Annotated in this window: 17 protein-coding genes; 8 read left to right on the top strand and 9 right to left on the bottom strand. The window is 69.3% G+C overall.

The features are described from left to right. Positions 1 to 87: 87 nt before the first annotated feature. On the bottom strand, positions 88 to 306 hold the full coding sequence (locus tag CVH10_RS08385) for a hypothetical protein (protein WP_106488352.1): 219 nt from the start codon (positions 304 to 306) through the stop codon (positions 88 to 90). A 117-nt stretch (positions 307 to 423) separates the two neighbouring features. Here CVH10_RS08385 and CVH10_RS08380 point away from each other — a divergent pair, with 117 nt between their 5' ends. Beyond that, positions 424 to 972 carry a DUF924 family protein gene (locus CVH10_RS08380; protein ID WP_106488351.1) on the top strand — a complete coding sequence of 183 codons (549 nt, stop codon included), beginning with the start codon at positions 424 to 426 and terminating at the stop codon, positions 970 to 972. Between the two features lie 70 nt (positions 973 to 1,042). Next, positions 1,043 to 1,285, top strand: a complete 243-nt coding sequence (locus tag CVH10_RS08375; protein WP_035595219.1) for a GlsB/YeaQ/YmgE family stress response membrane protein — start codon at positions 1,043 to 1,045, stop codon at positions 1,283 to 1,285. A gap of 90 nt (positions 1,286 to 1,375) precedes the next feature. On the opposite strand, the gene CVH10_RS08370 is transcribed toward CVH10_RS08375, so the two are convergent. Beyond that, positions 1,376 to 2,668, bottom strand: a complete 1,293-nt coding sequence (locus CVH10_RS08370; RefSeq protein ID WP_106488350.1) for an aspartate aminotransferase family protein — start codon at positions 2,666 to 2,668, stop codon at positions 1,376 to 1,378. Between the two features lie 33 nt (positions 2,669 to 2,701). Then, positions 2,702 to 4,147, bottom strand: a complete 1,446-nt coding sequence (locus CVH10_RS08365) for an NAD-dependent succinate-semialdehyde dehydrogenase (RefSeq protein ID WP_035595223.1) — start codon at positions 4,145 to 4,147, stop codon at positions 2,702 to 2,704. 229 nt (positions 4,148 to 4,376) lie between these two features. Between CVH10_RS08365 and CVH10_RS08360 the strand changes: the two genes are divergently transcribed. Further along, on the top strand, positions 4,377 to 6,839 hold the full coding sequence (locus CVH10_RS08360; RefSeq protein ID WP_106488349.1) for a DUF1266 domain-containing protein: 2,463 nt from the start codon (positions 4,377 to 4,379) through the stop codon (positions 6,837 to 6,839). 120 nt (positions 6,840 to 6,959) lie between these two features. Next, complete coding sequence (locus CVH10_RS08355; protein WP_035595227.1) at positions 6,960 to 7,541, top strand: C40 family peptidase; 582 nt, start codon at positions 6,960 to 6,962, stop codon at positions 7,539 to 7,541. A gap of 9 nt (positions 7,542 to 7,550) precedes the next feature. On the opposite strand, the gene CVH10_RS08350 is transcribed toward CVH10_RS08355, so the two are convergent. Further along, positions 7,551 to 8,429, bottom strand: coding sequence for a LysR family transcriptional regulator (locus tag CVH10_RS08350; RefSeq protein ID WP_106488348.1), 879 nt, complete (start codon positions 8,427 to 8,429; stop codon positions 7,551 to 7,553). 87 nt (positions 8,430 to 8,516) lie between these two features. On the opposite strand from CVH10_RS08350, the gene CVH10_RS08345 reads away from it, so the two are divergent. After that, the gene (locus tag CVH10_RS08345; RefSeq protein WP_035595231.1) at positions 8,517 to 9,731 is read left to right on the top strand and encodes an MFS transporter; all 1,215 of its coding nucleotides are present in this window, start codon (positions 8,517 to 8,519) and stop codon (positions 9,729 to 9,731) included. On the opposite strand, the gene msrA is transcribed toward CVH10_RS08345, so the two are convergent. Continuing rightward, positions 9,716 to 10,363 (bottom strand): peptide-methionine (S)-S-oxide reductase MsrA, encoded by a 648-nt coding sequence (gene msrA / locus CVH10_RS08340; RefSeq protein WP_106488347.1) that lies wholly within the window; start codon positions 10,361 to 10,363, stop codon positions 9,716 to 9,718. The two genes, CVH10_RS08345 and msrA, sit on opposite strands and share 16 nt — an antisense overlap. A 140-nt stretch (positions 10,364 to 10,503) precedes the next feature. Between msrA and CVH10_RS08335 the strand changes: the two genes are divergently transcribed. Then, a complete protein-coding gene (locus CVH10_RS08335; RefSeq protein WP_106488346.1) occupies positions 10,504 to 12,774 on the top strand; it encodes an FAD-dependent oxidoreductase in 2,271 nt (756 codons plus the stop codon). After that, positions 12,774 to 13,403 (top strand): CDP-alcohol phosphatidyltransferase family protein, encoded by a 630-nt coding sequence (locus CVH10_RS08330; RefSeq protein WP_106488345.1) that lies wholly within the window; start codon positions 12,774 to 12,776, stop codon positions 13,401 to 13,403. Before CVH10_RS08335 ends, CVH10_RS08330 begins: the two co-directional genes overlap by 1 nt. Positions 13,404 to 13,521: 118 nt before the next feature. On the opposite strand, the gene CVH10_RS08325 is transcribed toward CVH10_RS08330, so the two are convergent. Next, positions 13,522 to 14,004: a peptidylprolyl isomerase gene (locus CVH10_RS08325; protein ID WP_035595239.1), complete on the bottom strand. Its 483-nt coding sequence runs from the start codon at positions 14,002 to 14,004 to the stop codon at positions 13,522 to 13,524. A 206-nt stretch (positions 14,005 to 14,210) separates the two neighbouring features. Between CVH10_RS08325 and CVH10_RS08320 the strand changes: the two genes are divergently transcribed. After that, positions 14,211 to 14,492, top strand: a complete 282-nt coding sequence (locus CVH10_RS08320; protein WP_035595240.1) for a hypothetical protein — start codon at positions 14,211 to 14,213, stop codon at positions 14,490 to 14,492. Positions 14,493 to 14,570: 78 nt separating this feature from the next. Here CVH10_RS08320 and CVH10_RS08315 read toward each other — a convergent pair whose 3' ends face one another. The 3 genes from CVH10_RS08315 to CVH10_RS08305 all read right to left on the bottom strand — a co-directional run bounded on the left by CVH10_RS08315 (position 14,571) and on the right by CVH10_RS08305 (position 17,581). Continuing rightward, positions 14,571 to 15,038, bottom strand: a complete 468-nt coding sequence (locus CVH10_RS08315; RefSeq protein WP_035595243.1) for a glycine zipper 2TM domain-containing protein — start codon at positions 15,036 to 15,038, stop codon at positions 14,571 to 14,573. A gap of 287 nt (positions 15,039 to 15,325) precedes the next feature. Next, positions 15,326 to 15,544 carry a hypothetical protein gene (locus CVH10_RS08310; RefSeq protein WP_035595246.1) on the bottom strand — a complete coding sequence of 73 codons (219 nt, stop codon included), beginning with the start codon at positions 15,542 to 15,544 and terminating at the stop codon, positions 15,326 to 15,328. A 438-nt stretch (positions 15,545 to 15,982) separates the two neighbouring features. Continuing rightward, complete coding sequence (locus CVH10_RS08305) at positions 15,983 to 17,581, bottom strand: isocitrate lyase (RefSeq protein WP_106488344.1); 1,599 nt, start codon at positions 17,579 to 17,581, stop codon at positions 15,983 to 15,985. Positions 17,582 to 17,723: the final 142 nt, after the last annotated feature.

Below are 17,723 nucleotides of genomic sequence, written 5' to 3'. Positions count from 1 at the left end.
TGCTAACATTACGACAGTGACGAGGCAGTCTAGGGGACTGCCTTGCCGCCGCCATACGCCTTTCGTCTAACGGTTGGTAGTCCTTTTTCAGGAAGGCGGCATCACGCCGGTCGGCGTCGGCTCCGCCCAGCCGAAAAGCTGCGCCAGCAGCGGGGTCGCGGCGATCGCGAATCCTGCAACGGCCAGCAGCCGACCCAGCCAGCGATGCCGTGGCCGCCGGGCCAGGCTCAGCCCGCCGAGGCAGACGAGCAGGCCGACGATGTTGAAGGCATAGCCGAGCATCGACATCAGCTGATAGGCGGTCATGGTGGCTCCGGGCGTCATGGGGCGTCGGTCGTTGTCGGGCATCGAGAGCGGGCTGCTATGCTGAGAGCATATCAGCCGGGGATGGGGCATGGCCCAGCCACAGGGAGGCGCGACGCCATGGCAGGCAGCAAGGCAAGCGACGTGCTCGCTTTCTGGTTCGACGAGCTGACGCCCGCGCAGTGGTTCCGCAAGGACCCTGAGCTGGACGCCGAGGTGCGGCGCCGTTTCGCCGAGATCCACGCCGCCGCTCGCCGCGGCGAGTTCGTCGAGTGGCGACGCTCGGCCACGGGGCGGCTGGCCGAGATCATCGTGCTGGATCAGTTCTCGCGCCACCTTCATCGCGACGGCCCCGAGGCCTTCTCCGCCGACGAGCAGGCGCTGGCGCTCGCCCGGGAGGCGGTCGCCGCCGGGGATGACGCCGCGCTCGCGGCGCGCGAGCGGGCCTTCCTCTACATGCCTTACATGCACAGCGAGTCGCTGGCCGTCCACGACGAGGCAGCGCGGCTGTTCGAGCAGCCCGGCCTGGAGGACAGCCTGCGCGCCGAGCGCCGGCACCGCGCTATCCTGGAGCGCTTCGGCCGCTATCCGCATCGCAATGCCGCCCTCGGGCGGCGTTCCACCGAGGAAGAGCGGGCCTTCCTGGCCCGGCCCGGATCATCGTTCTGAGCTTGCGTTATGACGCCGCAAGTCGGCAGTCTGGCAGGCACATCCCAAGGAAGTGGAAAAGGAGACACCCATGAGCATCATCGCCTGGTTGATCATCGGCGGGCTGGCGGGCTGGATCGCCGGCAACATCATGCGTGGCGGCGGCTTCGGGCTGCTGGGCAATATCGGAGTGGGGGTCGTCGGCGCGGTGGTCGGCGGTGGCCTCTTCAATCTTCTGGGCCTGCAAGCGGGCGGCTTCATCGGCTCGCTGGTCACCGCCATCGTCGGCGCGGTGGTATTGCTGTGGGTGATCGCCAAGGTCAAGAAGGCCTGACCGGCAGCGCCCATCGAACCCGCAGGGTCACGCAGAAACACGCCGCCCGGCCGACTGGCCGGGCGGCGTGCATCTGGGGCTAGCACAGGATCAGGCGGTGGCGGCGGCCTGGCTGCCGACCACTTCCTTCAGGCACTCCTCGATGATGCCCAGGCCTTCCTCGAGCACCTCGTCCTCGATGGTCACCGGCATCAGGAAGCGGATGGTGTTGCCCCACAGGCCGCAGGACAGCAGGATCAGCCCCTTCTCGCGCGCCTTCTTGCACAGCGCGCCGGCCAGGTCGGCGTCCGGGCTGCCGTCGGCCGTGACCAGGTCGAAGGCGGCCATGGCGCCCAGGTGGCGGCCGTTGGCCACGCAGTCGAAGGCCTGCTCCCATTGGGTGAAGCGCTCGCCGAGCCTGTCGCCCAGGGCCAGGCTCTTGTCGAGGATCTGCTCTTCCTCGAACACCTCCAGCACCGCCAGCACCGCGGCGCAGGACACCGGGCTGCCGGTGTAGGTGCCGCCCAGCGAGTTGCCGCCGGAGGCGTCCATCACCTTGTCGGTGCCGACCAGGGCGGAGATCGGCATGCCGTCCGCCATGCTCTTGGCCATGGTGATGATGTCCGGCTCCACGCCGCTGTGCTCGATGGCGAACAGCTTGCCGGTGCGGCCGAAGCCCGACTGCACTTCGTCGACGATCATCAGCATGCCGTGCTCGTCGCACAGCTCGCGTACGGCCTTCAGGAAGCCCGGCGACGCCGCATGGAAGCCGCCCTCGCCGAGCACCGGCTCGAGCACGATGGCGGCGGTGTCCTTCGGATTGGCGTCGGTCTTCAGCGCCATCTTCAAACCGCGCAGCGCGTCCTCGTCGCTGACGCCCTCGCTCGGCACCGGGTAAGGCGCGCGGAAGACATTGCCCGGCATGCTGCCGAAGTCGGTGGCGTAGGGCGCGACCTTGCCGTTCATGGCCATGGTCATGAAGGTGCGGCCGTGGTAGCCGCCGGTGAAGCAGATCACGTTGTCGCGGCCGGTGGCGGCGCGGGCCACCTTGACGGCGTTCTCCAGCGCCTCGGCGCCGGAGTTGGCGAGCATCACCTTGCCGTGACCGCGCACCGGGGTCACCTGGCTGAGCTTCTCGGCCACCTTCACGTAGCCCTCGTAGGGCATCACGGTCTGGCAGGTGTGCATCACCTTGTCCAGCTGGTCCTTGACCGCCTGCACCACCTTGGGATGGCGATGGCCGATGTTGAGCACGCCGATGCCGCCGGCGAAGTCGATGATGCGGTTGCCATCGGCGTCCCAGACCAGGGCGTTCTCGGCGCGGTCGGCAAACTGGGTGGCCGGGCTGGCGGCGCCGCTGGCGACGTAGCGCTGCTTGAGCTCGTTGAGTTGTGCGTTGTTCATGGAGACGACTCCTGTTGAGAGAGCGATAGGGCCTCAGAGCCCGCCGACACAGACGTATTTTAGTTCAGTGTATTCATCCAGGCCGTGACGCGAGCCCTCGCGTCCCAGGCCGGATTCCTTGACGCCGCCGAACGGCGCCAGCTCGGTGGAGAGCAGACCCTCGTTGACGGCGACCATGCCGTACTCCAGTCCTTCCATGGTGCGCCAGATGCGCTGGTAGTCGCGAGCATAGAAGTAGGCGGCCAGGCCGAACTCGGTGGCGTTGGCCATGGCGATCGCCTCCTCGTCCTCGTGGAAGCGGAACACCGGCGCCAGCGGGCCGAAGGTTTCCTCGGTGGCCACCTTCATCTCGGCGGTGACGTCGGCGACCAGGGTCGGCTGGAAGAAGGTGCCGCCCAGGCGGTGGGGCTCGCCGCCGCACACCAGCCGGCCTCCGTGCTCGAGGGCGTCGGCGATGTGTGACTGTACCTTGGCCACCGCCGCGTCATTGATCAGCGGCCCCTGGAGCACGCCCTCGTCCAGGCCGTTGCCGACCTTGAGCTCGGCCATGCGAGCTGCCAGCCTGTCGATGAAGGCGTCGTAGACGCCATCCTGCACCAGGAAGCGGTTGGTGCAGACGCAGGTCTGGCCGGCGTTGCGGAACTTGGAGGCGATGGCGCCTTCCACGGCGGCGTCCAGGTCGGCGTCGTCGAAGACGATGAAGGGCGCGTTGCCGCCGAGCTCCATGGAGGCCTTCTTGACGGTGCCGGCGCACTGGGCCAGCAGCCGCTTGCCGACCGGCGTGGAGCCGGTGAAGGAAACCTTGCGTACTCGCGGATCGGTGGTCAGCACCTCGCCGATCTCGGCCGGGCGGGCCGCGGTCACCACGTTGATCACGCCCGCCGGGAAGCCGGCGTCCTCGGCCAGCCTGGCCAGCGCCAGGGCGGTCAGCGGGGTGGCCTCGGCGGGCTTGATCACCACCGGGCAGCCGGCGGCCAGGGCCGGGGCGCACTTGCGGGTGATCATCGCCAGCGGGAAGTTCCAGGGCGTGATGGCGGCCATCACGCCGATCGGCTCGCGCATCACCAGGATGCGCTTGTCGGCGCCGTGGCCGGGCAGGGTCTCGCCGGCCACGCGCTTGGCTTCCTCGGCGTAGTACTCCACGAAGCTGGCGCCGTAGCCGACTTCACCGCGGGACTCGGCCAGTGGCTTGCCCTGTTCGCGGGTCATCAGCCGGGCCAGGGCCTCCTGGTGGGCCATGATGCGCTCGAACCAGCCGCGCAGCAGGGCGGCACGCTCTTTGGCGGCCAGGCGGCGCCAGGCCGGCCAGGCCGCCTCGGCGGCGGCCACGGCCTCACGGGCGTCGTCGGCGCTCAGGTCGGGGACCTCGGCCAGCACCTCGCCGGTGGCGGGGTCGGTCACGGGGAAGCGTCGCTCGGCGGCGCGCCACTGGCCGGCCACGTAGGCCTTGTCGATCAGCAGGTCGCTCGGGGATGTCATCGGCACTCTCTCGGCTGTCTCTCGCCATCGTTGACACAAGGCGAGCTTGTGATGCGTTATGTTTTACGAGTGTGCATTATTTAGAACACGCCGCCAAGCCCCGGATCGACGTCTCTCCGAGTGATTTCGAGCATCGGCGCCGGCGGCGCTTTCCGTTACACTGTGTCGCCGAATTTCCCGCGGCGCTTCGGCGCCGTTCCGAACGTTTGCTTGTGTGGCGAGGTGTGCCTTGGTCGATCCCCTGAATGCCTGGTGGGCCCAGCAGCTGGTGCTGTGTGATTGGGCCTTCGCCCCCGATCCCCTGACGCTGGACGCCGAGGTGGCAGCGGCCCGCCTGGAAGGGCTCGGGGTCGTCGATCGCGGCGAGCTGGGATGGCGGCTGCTCGAGGCATTCGGAGGCGGTGGTGAGGCCGATCCGGCGCGTCTGCTCTCTGCCCTGGAACTGGCAGCCCTCGGCGGCGCCGCCGGCTGGCTCGGCGAGCCCCGAGCACGGGCCTGGGCACAGCGCCTGGCCGAAGAGATCGGTAGTCGCTATCACGGCCTGGAGGCGTGGCTGGATGCGCTGTGCCGGGCGCGTAGCGCCGTGGGCTGGGTCCAGGGCGATGACGGCTTCAGCGAGGCCTGCGAGGCCCTGGCCGCCCTCGAACACCAGGGCGAGGGCGTCACCTGGGAGATGATGCGCGAGTGGCTGGCCGATTCGCGCCCTGAACAGGCGCTGTGGCCCGACGATCCGGTCGACCGGGTCTGGCGGCTGCGCGCGGCCTTCAGCCCCGTGCTCGAGCCCCGGGCCGCGCCGCTCGATTGGCAAGGGCTCGAGGGCTGGCTGACCGAGGCCTGGCAGGTCCAGGGGCGCGACGAGCTGATTCGGGTGCTGCTGTGGCTGGCCTCCCAGGGCGACCGCCAGGCCTGGGACCTGGACGCCACCCGCCTGCTGTCGGCGGCGGCCGAGGAACGTCGGGCCTGGTGGGAGGGCCTCGCGCCCCGCGACCAGTCCGCCGGCCGGGTGCTGTTGACCCTGGTCGAGAGCGGCGAGCCCCTGGAGTGGGCCGCCTGGGACTGGCTGCGCCTGATCGATCTGGCCTGGGCCGGCCTGTGCATGGGCTGGCTCGACGATGAGGAGGCGCGCCACTTCGCGCTGCACGGCGCCGACATGGCGATGCACCGTTACAGCGACTGGGTGGCGCTGGCCCGGGCTTACCAGCGCGGACGCAGCCTGTTCGAGGCCCGCGACCTGCGGGGGGCCTTCGACGTCGACTGGGCGCTGCTGCTGCAGTCGCCGGTCAGCCCCTGGCGCACGCCGCTGTCGGAGATCGTCGACGAGGCGCAGCTCGAGGCCTCGCGCCGGGCCATGCGCGACTGGCGTCGCGACCCTCGCCACTGGGTGCTGGCGCTGGCCGCGGTGCGCGAGCCGGAGCTGGCGCTGCGCCAGGGCGTGGCGCCGATGCTGCCGGAGGCGCGTCGGCAGGACGCCCGCCGCTACCTCGCCGAGACCCTCGACCTGCACGCCGACGAAGGCCCCGAGGCGCTCTCGCGCTACTGGCTGCCGGCCCAGGCGCATCATCTCAATCAGCTGGCGGCGGACGGTGCCCACGGCGCCTTGCCGACCGCCGCCACGCCGTTCGGCCGTCCCGGCAGGCAGGACCTGGCCGCCCGGGATGCCCTGGGCCAGGCCAGTCGCCACGCGGCGACCATTCACATGGCTGAGAAGTACGCCTTCCACCTGCAGATGGCCATGGACAGCGGGCTCTTCGACGCCGCGCGGCTGTCCGAGCTCACCGCGGCCCTGCACGGCTCGCTGAGCCGTTTCTACACCAGCCCGCGGCGCCTGCTCGCGGCCTGGGCACAGTGGGAGGCGCTGCTGCCCGAGCCCGACCAGCCGTCGCTGGTGGCCGAGATCCGCTGGCACCAGGACGATCCCGGCAGCGTCTTCCACTGGCTGGACTGGAGCAGCGGCGAATGGCAGGAGCCCGGCCCGCGGCCGAGCCTGTCGCACTTCACCGCCATGGCGCTGGTGGGGCCGTTGAACAGCCCGGCCTGGAGCCTGCCCCAGCCGGAGAGCGAACGCGAGTGCGCCTCGATCCGCGAGTGGGTCGATGGTCACTACGCCCTGCATACCGCCGGCGAGCTGGCCGATTTCGTGGACTACCTGCTGGAGGCGGGCGATCGCCAGGAATACCAGATCAACTATGCCCCCTATACCCTCAATCGCGAACGACTGGCCTCGGAGATCGCCACCCTGGAATCCGGCGAGTGCAGCGAGGAGGAGCGTAACCACCTGCTGCGCCTGATCCGTGTGCGGGACGGCGAGGACGGCTGCAACGAGCTCGACATGACTGCCTGGGACCTGGCCCAGGCGGTGGATCTGGCGATCGCCGGTCGCCAGCTCGGTTGGCTCACCGAGGCCGACTTCCTGGCCTTCCTGGGCCGGGCCCACGCCCTGGCCGCGCGCCAGTACGGCGGCTGGGAAGAGTACGCCCGTGGCCTGCTTGCCGGCTTCTCCTTCTTCATGGGCGAGACGCCGGAGCGCGAGGCCTTCCTCAGCGGCTTCCGCCAGGCACTGGTGAGCTGGCTGTCCGCGGCGCCGCCCATGGCCGGCGCCTGGGCGAGCCTGGATTTCCCCGGTGCGCGCCCGCGTCACTGGGCGCCCATGCACGTGGATACGCTGCCCGGCGACGGTCGACAGCTGCATTAAACCCTTGTGCCGGTTATGATGCGTGATTGCCGGCCCGGCCGGCACGATGATGGCGATCGAGAGACAAGGATGGCAAAGAGGACAGGGATGCCGACCCGGTGTCGCGTTTCACTCGCAGGCATGACGTTGCTGCTGCTGACCGGCTGTGCCGGCAGTGGTGGGTCCAAGGCGCCGGTGGACGACTATTTCGCCCGTGACATGCCGGGGCTGCCCGGTCAGATGTCGCCGGTCGACAATCCCGTTCTCGAGATGCGTGGTCTGCGCCATCCGCCGCCGGCCCAGGTACGCCAGGCGCTGCTCGCCGAGCACGAACGCTGGCTCGGCACCCCCTACCGGCTCGGCGGCACCACCCGCCGCGGCATCGACTGCTCCGCCCTGGTGCAGCGCGTGTTCGCCGAGGCCTTCGGCCTGGAGCTGCCGCGCACCACCACCCAGCAGGTCCGCGAGGGCGAGTCGGTGTCGCGCGACGCCCTGCAGCCCGGCGACCTGGTGTTCTTCCAGCCGCCCGGCTACTACCACCACGTCGGCATCTACGTGGGGCAGGGGCGCTTCCTTCACGCCTCGACCTCCCGCGGCGTCAAGATATCCTCTCTCGACAACCGCTACTGGCGCCACTACTACTGGCAGGCCCGCCGCCCGCTGGACGACGTGCATCTGGCCCAGCGCCTCGACGATATCCAGTACGATCGCGGCGAGGGCTGACCGCCCGCTTCAGCGGTTTTCCAGCGCGAAGGCCACGAACGCCTGCTCCGCCCGGGACAGGTAGGCGCCTTCCTTCCAGGCCAGCGACAGCGCCAGCCAGGCCGGCGGGTCGAAGGGCACCGCCGCCAGCTCCGGCTCCTCGACCACCCGCCTGAGAAAGGTGGTGATGCCGTAGCCCTGGCGCACGATGGCCTTGGTCAGCGGGATCAGGTTCGACTCGAAGGCCACGTTGGCGTGGGCGTCGGTATCCCGCGCCAGGGCATCGATGAACTCGCGGTGGAAGTAGCCGTCCTGAAACAGCACCAGCGGTTCGGCGAAGAAGGCCTCGGGCGTGACGTGATCACGCCCGGCGAAGGGATGCTCCCGGGGCACGCAGACCACCATTTCCTCCCGCGCCAGCGGCTGGCGCGTCAGATGGCGGCTCTGGCCGTCGTCGATCACCACGCCCAGATCCAGCTCGCCCGCGGCGATCATGCGCTGCAGGCGGCGCGCGCCGGCCTCCACCACCGTCAGCCGGATGCCCGGGTGGCGTTCCTTGAAGCCCATCAGCAGCGGCGGGAAATAGTAGGAGCCCAGCATCGAGGGAATGCCGATGCGCAGCTCGCCCTTGATCAGCCCGTGCAGCTCCCGCATGGCCAGCTCGGCCGCCTCGGCCCGGGCCAGCAGGTCGCGGGCGTGCTCGACCAGCGCCTCGCCCTCGGCGGTCAGGCCGATGCGCCGCTCGTGGCGGTGGAAGAGAGTGAGCTCGAGGCGATGCTCCAGGTTGGCGATGGTCTGGCTGACCGCGGACTGGGCCAGGTGCAGCGAGCGGGCGGCGGCGCTGAAGCCGCCCTGGTCCACCACCGCCAGGAAGACGCCGAGGCTGCGCAGGTCGAAGGGCAAGGCCATAAGACAATCCGATGAGTACGATCATTAACTTCTGCTTGGCTTATCATTGTGCGCCTTCGATCATGGTCGGCCAACCCGGAGGACCTCATGATCGACGCTCACAGCCGCGCCTGGTGGCGCGCGACCCTGGCCCTGAGCCTGGGTTCCTTCCTCGTGTTTCTGAATCTCTACGTGGTGCAGCCGCTGCTGCCGTCGCTGCATCAGGCCCACGGGGTCTCGACCCTGGTCGCCAACCTGACGATGTCGCTGGCCACGCTGTCGCTGGCCGCGGCCCTGCTGGTGTTCGGCCCGCTGTCGGATGCCATCGGGCGTGGCGGCATCATGCGCCTGACGCTGCTCGCCGCCGGCGGCCTGTCGCTGGCGCTGGCGGTGGCGCCGAACTTCGAGGCGCTGCTGGCACTGCGCGTGGTGCAGGGCTTCGTGCTGGGCGGGCTGCCGGCGGTGGCGATCGCCTGGATGGGGGATGAGTTCGAGCGCTCGGCGATGCTGCCGGCGGTAGGGCTCTACATCGCCGCCAACTCGCTGGGCGGGATCTCGGGGCGGGTGATCGGCGGCTGGGCCGCGGAGTCGGCCGGGGTCTCGGCGAGCTTCCTGTGGGTCGGCGGCCTGACGCTCGCCGGGGTGGCGCTGTTCTGGTGGCTGCTGCCGGCGTCCCGGGGCTTCACCCCGCGGCGCTTCCGGCTGGGCGAGGCGCTCGGCGATCTGGCCGGGCACCTGGGCCAGCCCGAGCTGCGCGGGGCCTACCTGCTGGGCGGGCTCAACTTCCTGGTGTTCATCAATCTCTACAGCTACCTGACCTTCCGCCTGGCGGCCGAGCCCTTCGCGCTGGACGCCCGCTGGCTGGGGCTGCTGTTCCTGACCTACCTGGGCGGCACGCTGGGCTCGTCGATGTCCGGGCGCCTCGTGCGCCGCGCCTCGCCGCCGACCTGCATGGCGCTCGGCACGCTGCTGCTGGCCTCGGGCATGGCGCTGACGCTGGCGTCCTCGCTGCCGATCATCCTGGGCGGGCTGACCCTGGCGGCCTTCGGCTTCTTCCTGGCCCACTCCATGGCCTCGGGCTGGGTGGGGCGCCAGGCCCGGCGTGCCCGGGGCAGCGCCTCGGCGCTCTATCTGGTGTTCTACTACCTCGGTGCCAGCCTCGGTGGGCTGTGGCTCGAGCCGTTCTGGCGCGCGGGGGCCTGGCCGGGCGTGCTGCTCGGCGGCGCCCTGGTGCTGGCGATCACCCTGACGCTGGCCCTGCGGCTGCGCCGCGGCGAGCGACGTCGGGCGGCCGAGGAGGCCGCGGCTCAGGGCATGGCGTAGGCCTCGGCCTCGTCCCCCCAGACCTCTTGCAGCCGGTCCTCGCGCCCGCAGGCCGACTTGTAGAAGTTGTAGCGCACCGGGTTCTTGTCGTAGTAGTCCTGGTGATAGGTCTCGGCGGGGTAGAAGGCCGTGAAGTCGAGGATCTCGACGCCGATCTCGCGGCCGAAGCGCTCGGCCATGGCGTCGCGGGTCGCCTCGGCCAGGGCACGCTGGTCGGCGTTTTCGGGGAAGATGGCGCTCTGGTAGGGGCGGCCCCGGTCGCAAAACTGGCGATTGACGGCGAAGGGATCGATGTTGCGCCAGAACACATAGAGCAGGGTGCGGTAGTCGACCCGCTCGGGATCGTACTCCACCTTCACCACCTCGATGTGATCGGTGTCGCCGGACGAGACTTGCTCGTAACTGGGGTTCTCCAGCTCGCCGCCGGCGAAGCCCGAGGTCGTGGCGACCACGCCCTCGACCTTGTCGTAGGCCTCTTCCACGCACCAGAAGCAGCCGCCGCCGAACACGGCGCTTTCCTTCGCAGGGCCGTCGATGGCAGTACTGTCGGACTCGGCGGTCGCGGGGCCGGCGAACGCGGTGGCGAGCAGCAGCGGCAGGGCGGGCAGGCGAATCGGGCGGTTGAGTGTCATGATGGGGACCTCCTCCAGGATGCAATGGAGCGTCGTCGATCGGGAGCGGCTTTCCTTACACGCGGTTGACCGCCAGTGTAAGGGGAAGTGCCTGGCGACGACTCAGGGGCGAGACCTCACCATGGAACAGGGAGACCGACTTGACCAAGCGACGCTTGCTGCTGCTGTGTCTTATCGTGCTGGCCTTCTCCGCCTTCTTTCTCTCCGGCGCCGACCAGCTGCTGACGCTGGAGTCTCTCAAGGCCGAGCAGGCCCGCTTCCAGGCCTGGCTGGCGGCGGAGCCGCTGACGGTGGCCGGGGGGTTCTTCGCGCTCTATGTGGCCATGGCGGCGCTGTCGCTGCCGGGCGCGGCGCTGCTGACGCTGCTCGGCGGGGCGCTGTTCGGCTTCGGCTGGGGGCTTCTGCTGATCTCGTTCGCCAGCAGCCTGGGCGCGACCCTGGCCGCGCTGATCGCCCGCACCCTGGCCCGCGCGCCGTTGGAACGTCGCTTCGCCGCCCAGCTCGAGCGCGTCAACGCCGGCATTCGCCGCGAGGGCGCCTTCTATCTCTTCACCCTGCGGCTGATTCCGCTGTTTCCGTTCTTCGTCATCAATCTGGTGATGGGCCTGACGCGGATGCGCCTGACCACCTTCTACTGGGTCAGCCAGCTGGGCATGCTGCCGGGCACCGCGGTCTACGTGAACGCCGGCCGCGAGCTGGGGGAACTCGAGTCCCTGGCCGGTATCCTGTCGCCGGGGCTGATCCTGTCCTTCGCCTTGGTCGGGCTGTTTCCCTGGCTGGCCCGGTGGCTGATCGGCGTGGCCAAGCGGCGCCGGCTGGCGCGGCGCTTCTCCCGGCCGACGCGCTTCGATCATGACATCGTGGTGATCGGCGGCGGCTCGGCCGGGCTGGTGGCGAGCTACATCGCCGCCGCGGTGAAGGCCCGGGTGGCGCTGGTGGAGCGCGACCGGCTGGGCGGTGACTGCCTGAATACCGGCTGCGTGCCTTCCAAGGCGCTGATCCGCGCGGCGAGGGCCGCCGAGGAGGTGCGCCGGGCGCCGCGCTACGGCGTCAAGGCCGGCGAGCCGAGCGTCGATTTCGCCGCCGTCATGGCCCACGTGCGCGGGGCGATTCGCGAGATCGAGCCCCACGACAGCCGCGAGCGCTACGAGGGGCTCGGCGTCGAGGTCGTCCAGGGCGAGGCGCGACTGGACGACCCCTGGCGGGTTCGCGTGTTCGGAAGCGAGGGCGAGCGGGTGATCACTGCCCGCCATGTGATCATCGCCAGCGGCGCCTCGCCCTGGGTGCCGCCGTTGCCGGGCATCGAGAAGACCGAGCCGCTGACCTCGGACACCCTCTGGCAGCTCGAGGCGCTGCCCGAGCGGCTGCTGGTGCTGGGCGGCGGGCCCATCGGCTGCGAGCTGGGCCAGAGCTTCGCGCGGCTGGGGAGCCGGGTGAGCCTGGTGGAGCTGGGCGACCGGCTGTTGCCGCGGGAAGACGAGGACGTCGCCGCCGAGGTGGCATCGCGGCTGCGCGAGGAGGGCGTCGAGGTGCATCTGACGGCCAAGGCGCTGCGGGTGGTGACGGATGACGACGGCGGCCAGGGCCTGGAGATCGAGATCGGCCAGACAGGGGAGAGGGGGGAGGAGGCGCGCGTCGAGACGCTGCCCTTCGACCGGCTGCTGGTGGCGGTGGGGCGGCGCGCCAACGTGTCCGGTCTGGGGCTCGAGGCGCTGGGCGTCGAGACCGCTCCGGACGGCACCTTGGCGGTGGACGAGACGCTGCGCTCGGTGCTGCCCAACGTCTGGGCCTGTGGCGACGTGGCCGGCCCCTTCCAGCTGACTCACGCCGGGGCGCACCAGGCCTGGCACGCCACGGTCAATGCCCTGTTCGGCGAGCTCAGGCGTTTTCGGGTCAGCTATCGGGCGTTGCCGGCGGTGACCTTCACCGACCCGGAGGTGGCGCGGGTCGGTCTCAACGAGCGCGAGGCCCGCGAGCGTGGCATCGAGGTCGAGGTGACCCGCTATGCGCTGTCCGAGCTCGACCGCGCCATCGCCGACGGCCAGCGGCAGGGCTTCGTCAAGGTGCTCACCGTGCCGGGGCGCGACCGCCTGCTGGGCGCCACCCTGGTCGGCGCGGGCGCCGGCGAGATGCTGGCCGAGTTCACCCTGGCCATGACCCACGGGATCGGGCTCAACAAGCTGCTCGGCACCGTGCATCCCTATCCGACCCGCAGCGAGGCGGTGAAGGCCACCGCCGGGGTGTGGAAGAACGCCCACAAGCCGGCGCGGCTGCTGGCCTGGCTCGAGCGCTATTTCGCCTGGCGGCGCGGCGAGGGGCGGGCGTCGAACGCCCGCGACACGGCGGAGCGCGATGAGACGGGAAGGGAGCCGCCGGGCAAGGACGCTCTGAACGAGAAAAGGGAGGCCTGATGCTCGATCGCTGGACCATGCCGTTGACCCAGCGGCCGCTCAAGTGGCTGGCGCGCAGGCTTGCCAAGGCCGGCGTGCGGCCGGACCAGGTGACCGTCGCGGCCTTCGTGGTCGGGATGCTGACGCTGCCGCTGCTGGCCATGGAGGCCTACGGCGCGGCCCTCGTCGCCGTCCTGCTCAACCGGCTCGGCGACGGCCTGGACGGCGCCCTGGCGCGACTGACCGATCATGCCAGCGACGCCGGGGGCTTTCTCGATATTGGCCTGGACTTCGTCTTCTACGCCGCGGTGGTGCTGGGCTTCGCCCTGGCCGACCCGGCCGCCAATGCCCTGGCCGCGGCCCTGCTGCTGTTCGCCTTCATCGGCACCGGCACCTCCTTCCTGGCGTTCGCCATCATGGCCGCCCGTCACGCACTGGACCGGCCGCGCTTCCCGCGCAAGGCCTTCTACTACCTGAACGGGCTGACCGAGGGTACCGAGACGCTGCTGGCGCTGGTGGCCTTCTGCCTGTGGCCGGCGCACTTCCCGCTGCTGGCCGGTGTCTTCGCGGTGGCCTGCCTGATCACCACCGCGACCCGGCTGGCAGGCGGCTACCTGACCCTGAAGGCGATGCCGCGTGCCTCGGAGTGAGTCGGGTCGGGTGGCCGCCTGGCATGTTGCAGACGGACAGGTGCCAGGCGGGCATGAAAAAGGGGCAGCCCATGGGCTGCCCCTCTTTCGTTCTGGCGTCGTCCTGGCTGGCGGGAGCTTAGTGCTCGTGGCCACCTTCGCCGTGGACGTGGCCGTGCTCGACCTCTTCCTGGCTGGCCTCGCGGACTTCGGCGATCTCGACGTCGAAGTTCAGGGTCTGGCCGGCCAGCGGGTGGTTGCCGTCGACGGTGACGGTGTCGCCTTCGACCTGGGTCACGGTGACCATCAGCGGGCCGCCCTGGGTCTGCGCCTGGAACTGCATGCCCGGCTCGATGCTCTCGACGCCCTGGAAGGCGTCGCGCGGGACTTCTTGCACCAGCTGCGGCTGGACTTCGCCGTAGCCTTCTTCAGGGGCGACCTTGGCCTGGAGCTTGTCGCCAGCCGCACGACCTTCCATTTCCTTCTCGAGGCCCGGGATGATGTTGCCGGCGCCGTGGAGGTAAGTCAGCGGCTCACGGCCTTCCGAGCTGTCCAGCACTTCCCCTGCATCATTGGTCAGGGTGTAGTGGAAGGCCACAACGGAATTCTGTGCGATTTGCATGATGAACCTATCGATGAGTGCGTGTGCGCGCATGGTAACGTGGCTTCCCGGGGACTGTCAGTGGCGCAAGGAGATTTTTCAGCTTGCCCGGTACGATCCTGAGCGCGATTCACGCCGTGTCCCGTGGTTGCGTGCTTCCGGAGGCAGGGATACCCTTTGCTGCGACACCTTTTCCCTTGTCCTTCGTTCCCTGTTGGAGACCCTCCATGACCGTGACCGTCATCTGGCTGATCGCCTTTGCCGTGATCCTCTTCCTGTGCCTGAGCCGCTGGGAGGCCTCCGTCAGCGCGGGGCTCGACAAGCTGATTCCCGCCGTGCTGCGCAGCGAGGACGACCGCTGGGTGTGGAGCCCGGCCATCGCCGTGCTGGCCGCGACGGCCATCGTGCGGCCGGTGGACCTGCTGCTGACGCTGATCATCATCGCGGTGATCGCGCTGGTGGGCGGCAAGCTGGCGTGCTGGGCGATGCGCAAGGCCAATTTCCACTGAGCCGGCGCCCCTTGACCGAAAAGGCCCGCGGCATGCGCCGCGGGCCTTTTGCGTTGGGCGTTGTCGAACCGCCGGGGCTCAGTAGGGCGCCACGCTGACGTTGTTGCCGGTGCCGATCAGGCGCACCTGCTGACCGACCTGGAACGGCTGGTCGGCCTTCTGCACCACCACCACGGTCTGGCCGGTCTGCTTGCGGATCTCGAGCTCCCAGGCATCCGTGCGGTTGGCGCTGTCCTCGATCTTCTTGCCGGCCACGCTGCCGCCGATGGCACCGGCCGCGGTGGCCAGCGTCCGGCCCGAGCCGCCGCCGATCTGGTTACCCAGCAGGCCACCGATGACGGCGCCGCCGAGACCGCCGATGGCGCCGCTGTTCTGGTCGCCGGCCTGGATCTGCACCCGGCGCATGGCGGTGATGGTGCCCACGCTCACGTTCTGGGCCACCTTGGCCTGGTTGCCGGTGTAGACATTGCCCGAGTAGGGCGAGGTGTTGGCGCAGCCCGCCAGGGTCAGGGCGCCGAGGGCGACGATGGGAAGAAAACGCTTCATGGGTAACCTCCTTGCAAGGCGGTGAGCGACGCCGTGGGCGTCTGCCGTATGGCTTCCGTAGGGCATGATGCAGCGGGCCTCTGGCTTGCCGGTGCCCATACCCTGCCTGTAGTCGGGAGGTTTGACCAGTGAAAGACAAAAAGGTGCGCCTGCGAACGACATCGGTGCCCCTGGGGGGGCCGGCCGCATGAAAAAGCCCACCCCGCGGGGCGGGATGGGCAATGGCTAGTCATGCCATGTCACCGGGGAGGCGAGTCATTCCGCTTCCAGGGGAATCGCTTTCCGCATCACTCCTCTTCGAGCTGGGTCGCGTCGCCGGTCAGTACCTCGTCCCAGGCATCGTCGAGGGAGTAGCCCGCGCGGCTGTCGACGGTGTCGATCACCTCGACGGCGTGCTGCAGGGATTCCCGGTTGCCTTTCAGGGCCAGCACCAGCTTGGCGAGTTCCTGCTTGCTGAACGTGCTGGCAATGAGGTCGGCTTGGTGGCTCAGTTCGATGCAGTTCATGTGTAACACCTCGTGCGGTGGCCATCGTCGATGGCGTGATGGGCGTTTGCTACTCATGCCGGGCCGGGTAAGCGCCCGGTGCTGCAGTCGCGAAGTGGTCACAAGCTTGGAAAGACCATCGCCTACGGCGCCTGGATCATCGTGAAAGCGCCTTCGTTGTAGCTTTCAGTGCAGGTCGCCGGTCGGGGTAGCGACGCGTTGTCCTGCGCTGTGACTTGACTATGGTGCAGTACGGCAGAACCGACCATGCCTCCTTGGGCGCAGCCGGCGTTGTAACTCGACTACATCCTTTAAGGAATGGCGGCGAGGTTGTCGGCCTCCTTCACGGGGCACTTGGCGTGCTGCATCGCGGTGCACCGAGGTCGGGCGAGCGGGCACGAGAAAGGGGAGGCCGAAGCCTCCCCGAGCGTCCTGTCGCTGCGCCGTCGCGGCGGGCGATCAGCCGAACTGGTTCATGGTGTTGTCCTTGCCGCCGGCCTTGAGCGCCGCCTCGCCGTGGAAGAACTCCTTGTGGTCGTCGCCGATGTTGGAGCCGGCCATGTCCTGGTGCTTGACGGTGGCGATGCCCTCGCGGATCTCGCGGCGCTGCACGCCCGCCACGTAGGCCAGCATGCCTTCGTCGCCGAAGTAGCCCTTGGCCAGGTTGTCGGTGGACAGGGCCGCGGTGTGGTAGGTCGGCAGGGTGATCAGGTGGTGGAAGATGCCGGCCTCGCGGGCGGCGTCACGCTGGAAGTTCTGCGTCCACTCGTCGGCCTGGCGACCCAGCTCGGTGTCGTCGTACTCGGCGTTCATCAGGTCGGCGCGATCGTAGGCGCTGACGTCGCGGCCCTCGGCTTCCCAGGCGTCGAACACCTGCTGGCGGAAGTTCAGTGTCCAGTTGAAGGACGGCGAGTTGTTGTAGACCAGCTTGGCGTCGGGGCAGACCTCGCGCACGCGGTCCACCATGCCCTTGATCTGACCGACATGGGGCTTCTCGGTCTCGATCCACAGCAGGTCGGCGCCGTTCTGCAGGCTGGTGATACAGTCCAGGACCACCCGGTCCTCGCCGGTGTCCGGCTTGAACTGGTAGAGGCCGGAGGCCAGGCGCTTGACCTTGACCAGCTTGCCGTCCTGCTTGATCACCACGTCGCCGTTGGCGATATCGTCCGCGGAGGTGATCTCGTCGCCGTCGAGGAAGGCGTTGTACTGGTCGCCCAGGTCGCCCGGCGCGTGGCTGACGGCGATCTTCTGGGTCAGGCCGGCGCCCAGGGAGTCGGTGCGGGCGACGATCACGCCGTCTTCCACGCCGAGTTCCAGGAAGGCGTAACGCACGGCGTTGAGCTTGGCGATGAAGTCCTCGTGCGGGACGGTGACCTTGCCGGCCTGGTGGCCGCACTGCTTCTCGTCGGAGACCTGGTTCTCGATCTGCAGGCAGCAGGCCCCGGCCTCGATCATCTTCTTGGCCAGCAGGTAGGTGGCCTCGGCGTTGCCGAAGCCGGCGTCGATGTCGGCGATGATCGGCACCACGTGGGTCTCGAAGTTGTCGATCTTGCCTTCGAGCTCGGCGGCCCGGGCGCTGTCGCCGGCCTCGCGGGCCGCTTCCAGGTCGCGGAACAGGTGGTTGAGCTCCCAACTGTCGGCCTGGCGCAGGAAGGTGTAGAGCTCCTCGATCAGCGCCGGCACGCTGGTCTTCTCGTGCATCGACTGGTCGGGCAGCGGGCCGAACTCGGAGCGCAGGGCGGCGATCATCCAGCCCGACAGGTACAGGTAGCGACCCTTGGTCTGGCCGAAGTGCTTCTTGATGGAGATCATCTTCTGCTGGCCGATGAAGCCGTGCCAGCAGCCCAGCGACTGGGTGTACTTCGCGGTGTCGCCGTCGTAGGCCGCCATGTCCTCGCGCATGATCCGGGCGTTGTAGCGGGCGATGTCCAGGCCGGTCTGGAAGCGGTTCTGGACGCGCAGCCGGGCGGCATGCTCGGGCGTGATGTTGTCCCACTTGCCGCGCTGACCTTCGCGCAGCTGGGCCAGGGTCTTGAGTTGATCTTGAAACGTTGCCATGGAGCCATCCTCTCTGCCTTCAGGGGAAGGTCGCCCGGTCTCGTCCCGGCGTGATTGCCGTCTGGTGTCGACGAAGCCTCATGCTGCGACCGCGAAGCGCTATCAGGTTCGTCCGCTTTCCCGAGTCTGTCTCTAGGGTGTT

Source organism: Halomonas sp. ND22Bw, from assembly GCF_003011945.1.
Taxonomy (GTDB): Bacteria; Pseudomonadota; Gammaproteobacteria; order Pseudomonadales; family Halomonadaceae; genus Halomonas; species Halomonas halophila.
This window is presented reverse-complemented; position numbering and strand designations above follow the sequence as displayed.

Bases quoted from the DNA above. Each gene is read 5' to 3' on its own strand.
- CVH10_RS08385 (WP_106488352.1), bottom strand. From the start codon at position 306: ATGACCGCCTATCAGCTGATGTCGATGCTCGGCTATGCCTTCAACATC.
- CVH10_RS08380 (WP_106488351.1), top strand. From the start codon at position 424: ATGGCAGGCAGCAAGGCAAGCGACGTGCTCGCTTTCTGGTTCGACGAG.
- CVH10_RS08375 (WP_035595219.1), top strand. From the start codon at position 1,043: ATGAGCATCATCGCCTGGTTGATCATCGGCGGGCTGGCGGGCTGGATC.
- CVH10_RS08370 (WP_106488350.1), bottom strand. From the start codon at position 2,668: ATGAACAACGCACAACTCAACGAGCTCAAGCAGCGCTACGTCGCCAGC.
- CVH10_RS08365 (WP_035595223.1), bottom strand. From the start codon at position 4,147: ATGACATCCCCGAGCGACCTGCTGATCGACAAGGCCTACGTGGCCGGC.
- CVH10_RS08355 (WP_035595227.1), top strand. From the start codon at position 6,960: ATGACGTTGCTGCTGCTGACCGGCTGTGCCGGCAGTGGTGGGTCCAAG.
- CVH10_RS08350 (WP_106488348.1), bottom strand. From the start codon at position 8,429: ATGGCCTTGCCCTTCGACCTGCGCAGCCTCGGCGTCTTCCTGGCGGTG.
- CVH10_RS08345 (WP_035595231.1), top strand. From the start codon at position 8,517: ATGATCGACGCTCACAGCCGCGCCTGGTGGCGCGCGACCCTGGCCCTG.
- msrA (WP_106488347.1), bottom strand. From the start codon at position 10,363: ATGACACTCAACCGCCCGATTCGCCTGCCCGCCCTGCCGCTGCTGCTC.
- CVH10_RS08330 (WP_106488345.1), top strand. From the start codon at position 12,774: ATGCTCGATCGCTGGACCATGCCGTTGACCCAGCGGCCGCTCAAGTGG.
- CVH10_RS08325 (WP_035595239.1), bottom strand. From the start codon at position 14,004: ATGCAAATCGCACAGAATTCCGTTGTGGCCTTCCACTACACCCTGACC.
- CVH10_RS08320 (WP_035595240.1), top strand. From the start codon at position 14,211: ATGACCGTGACCGTCATCTGGCTGATCGCCTTTGCCGTGATCCTCTTC.
- CVH10_RS08315 (WP_035595243.1), bottom strand. From the start codon at position 15,038: ATGAAGCGTTTTCTTCCCATCGTCGCCCTCGGCGCCCTGACCCTGGCG.
- CVH10_RS08310 (WP_035595246.1), bottom strand. From the start codon at position 15,544: ATGAACTGCATCGAACTGAGCCACCAAGCCGACCTCATTGCCAGCACG.
- CVH10_RS08305 (WP_106488344.1), bottom strand. From the start codon at position 17,581: ATGGCAACGTTTCAAGATCAACTCAAGACCCTGGCCCAGCTGCGCGAA.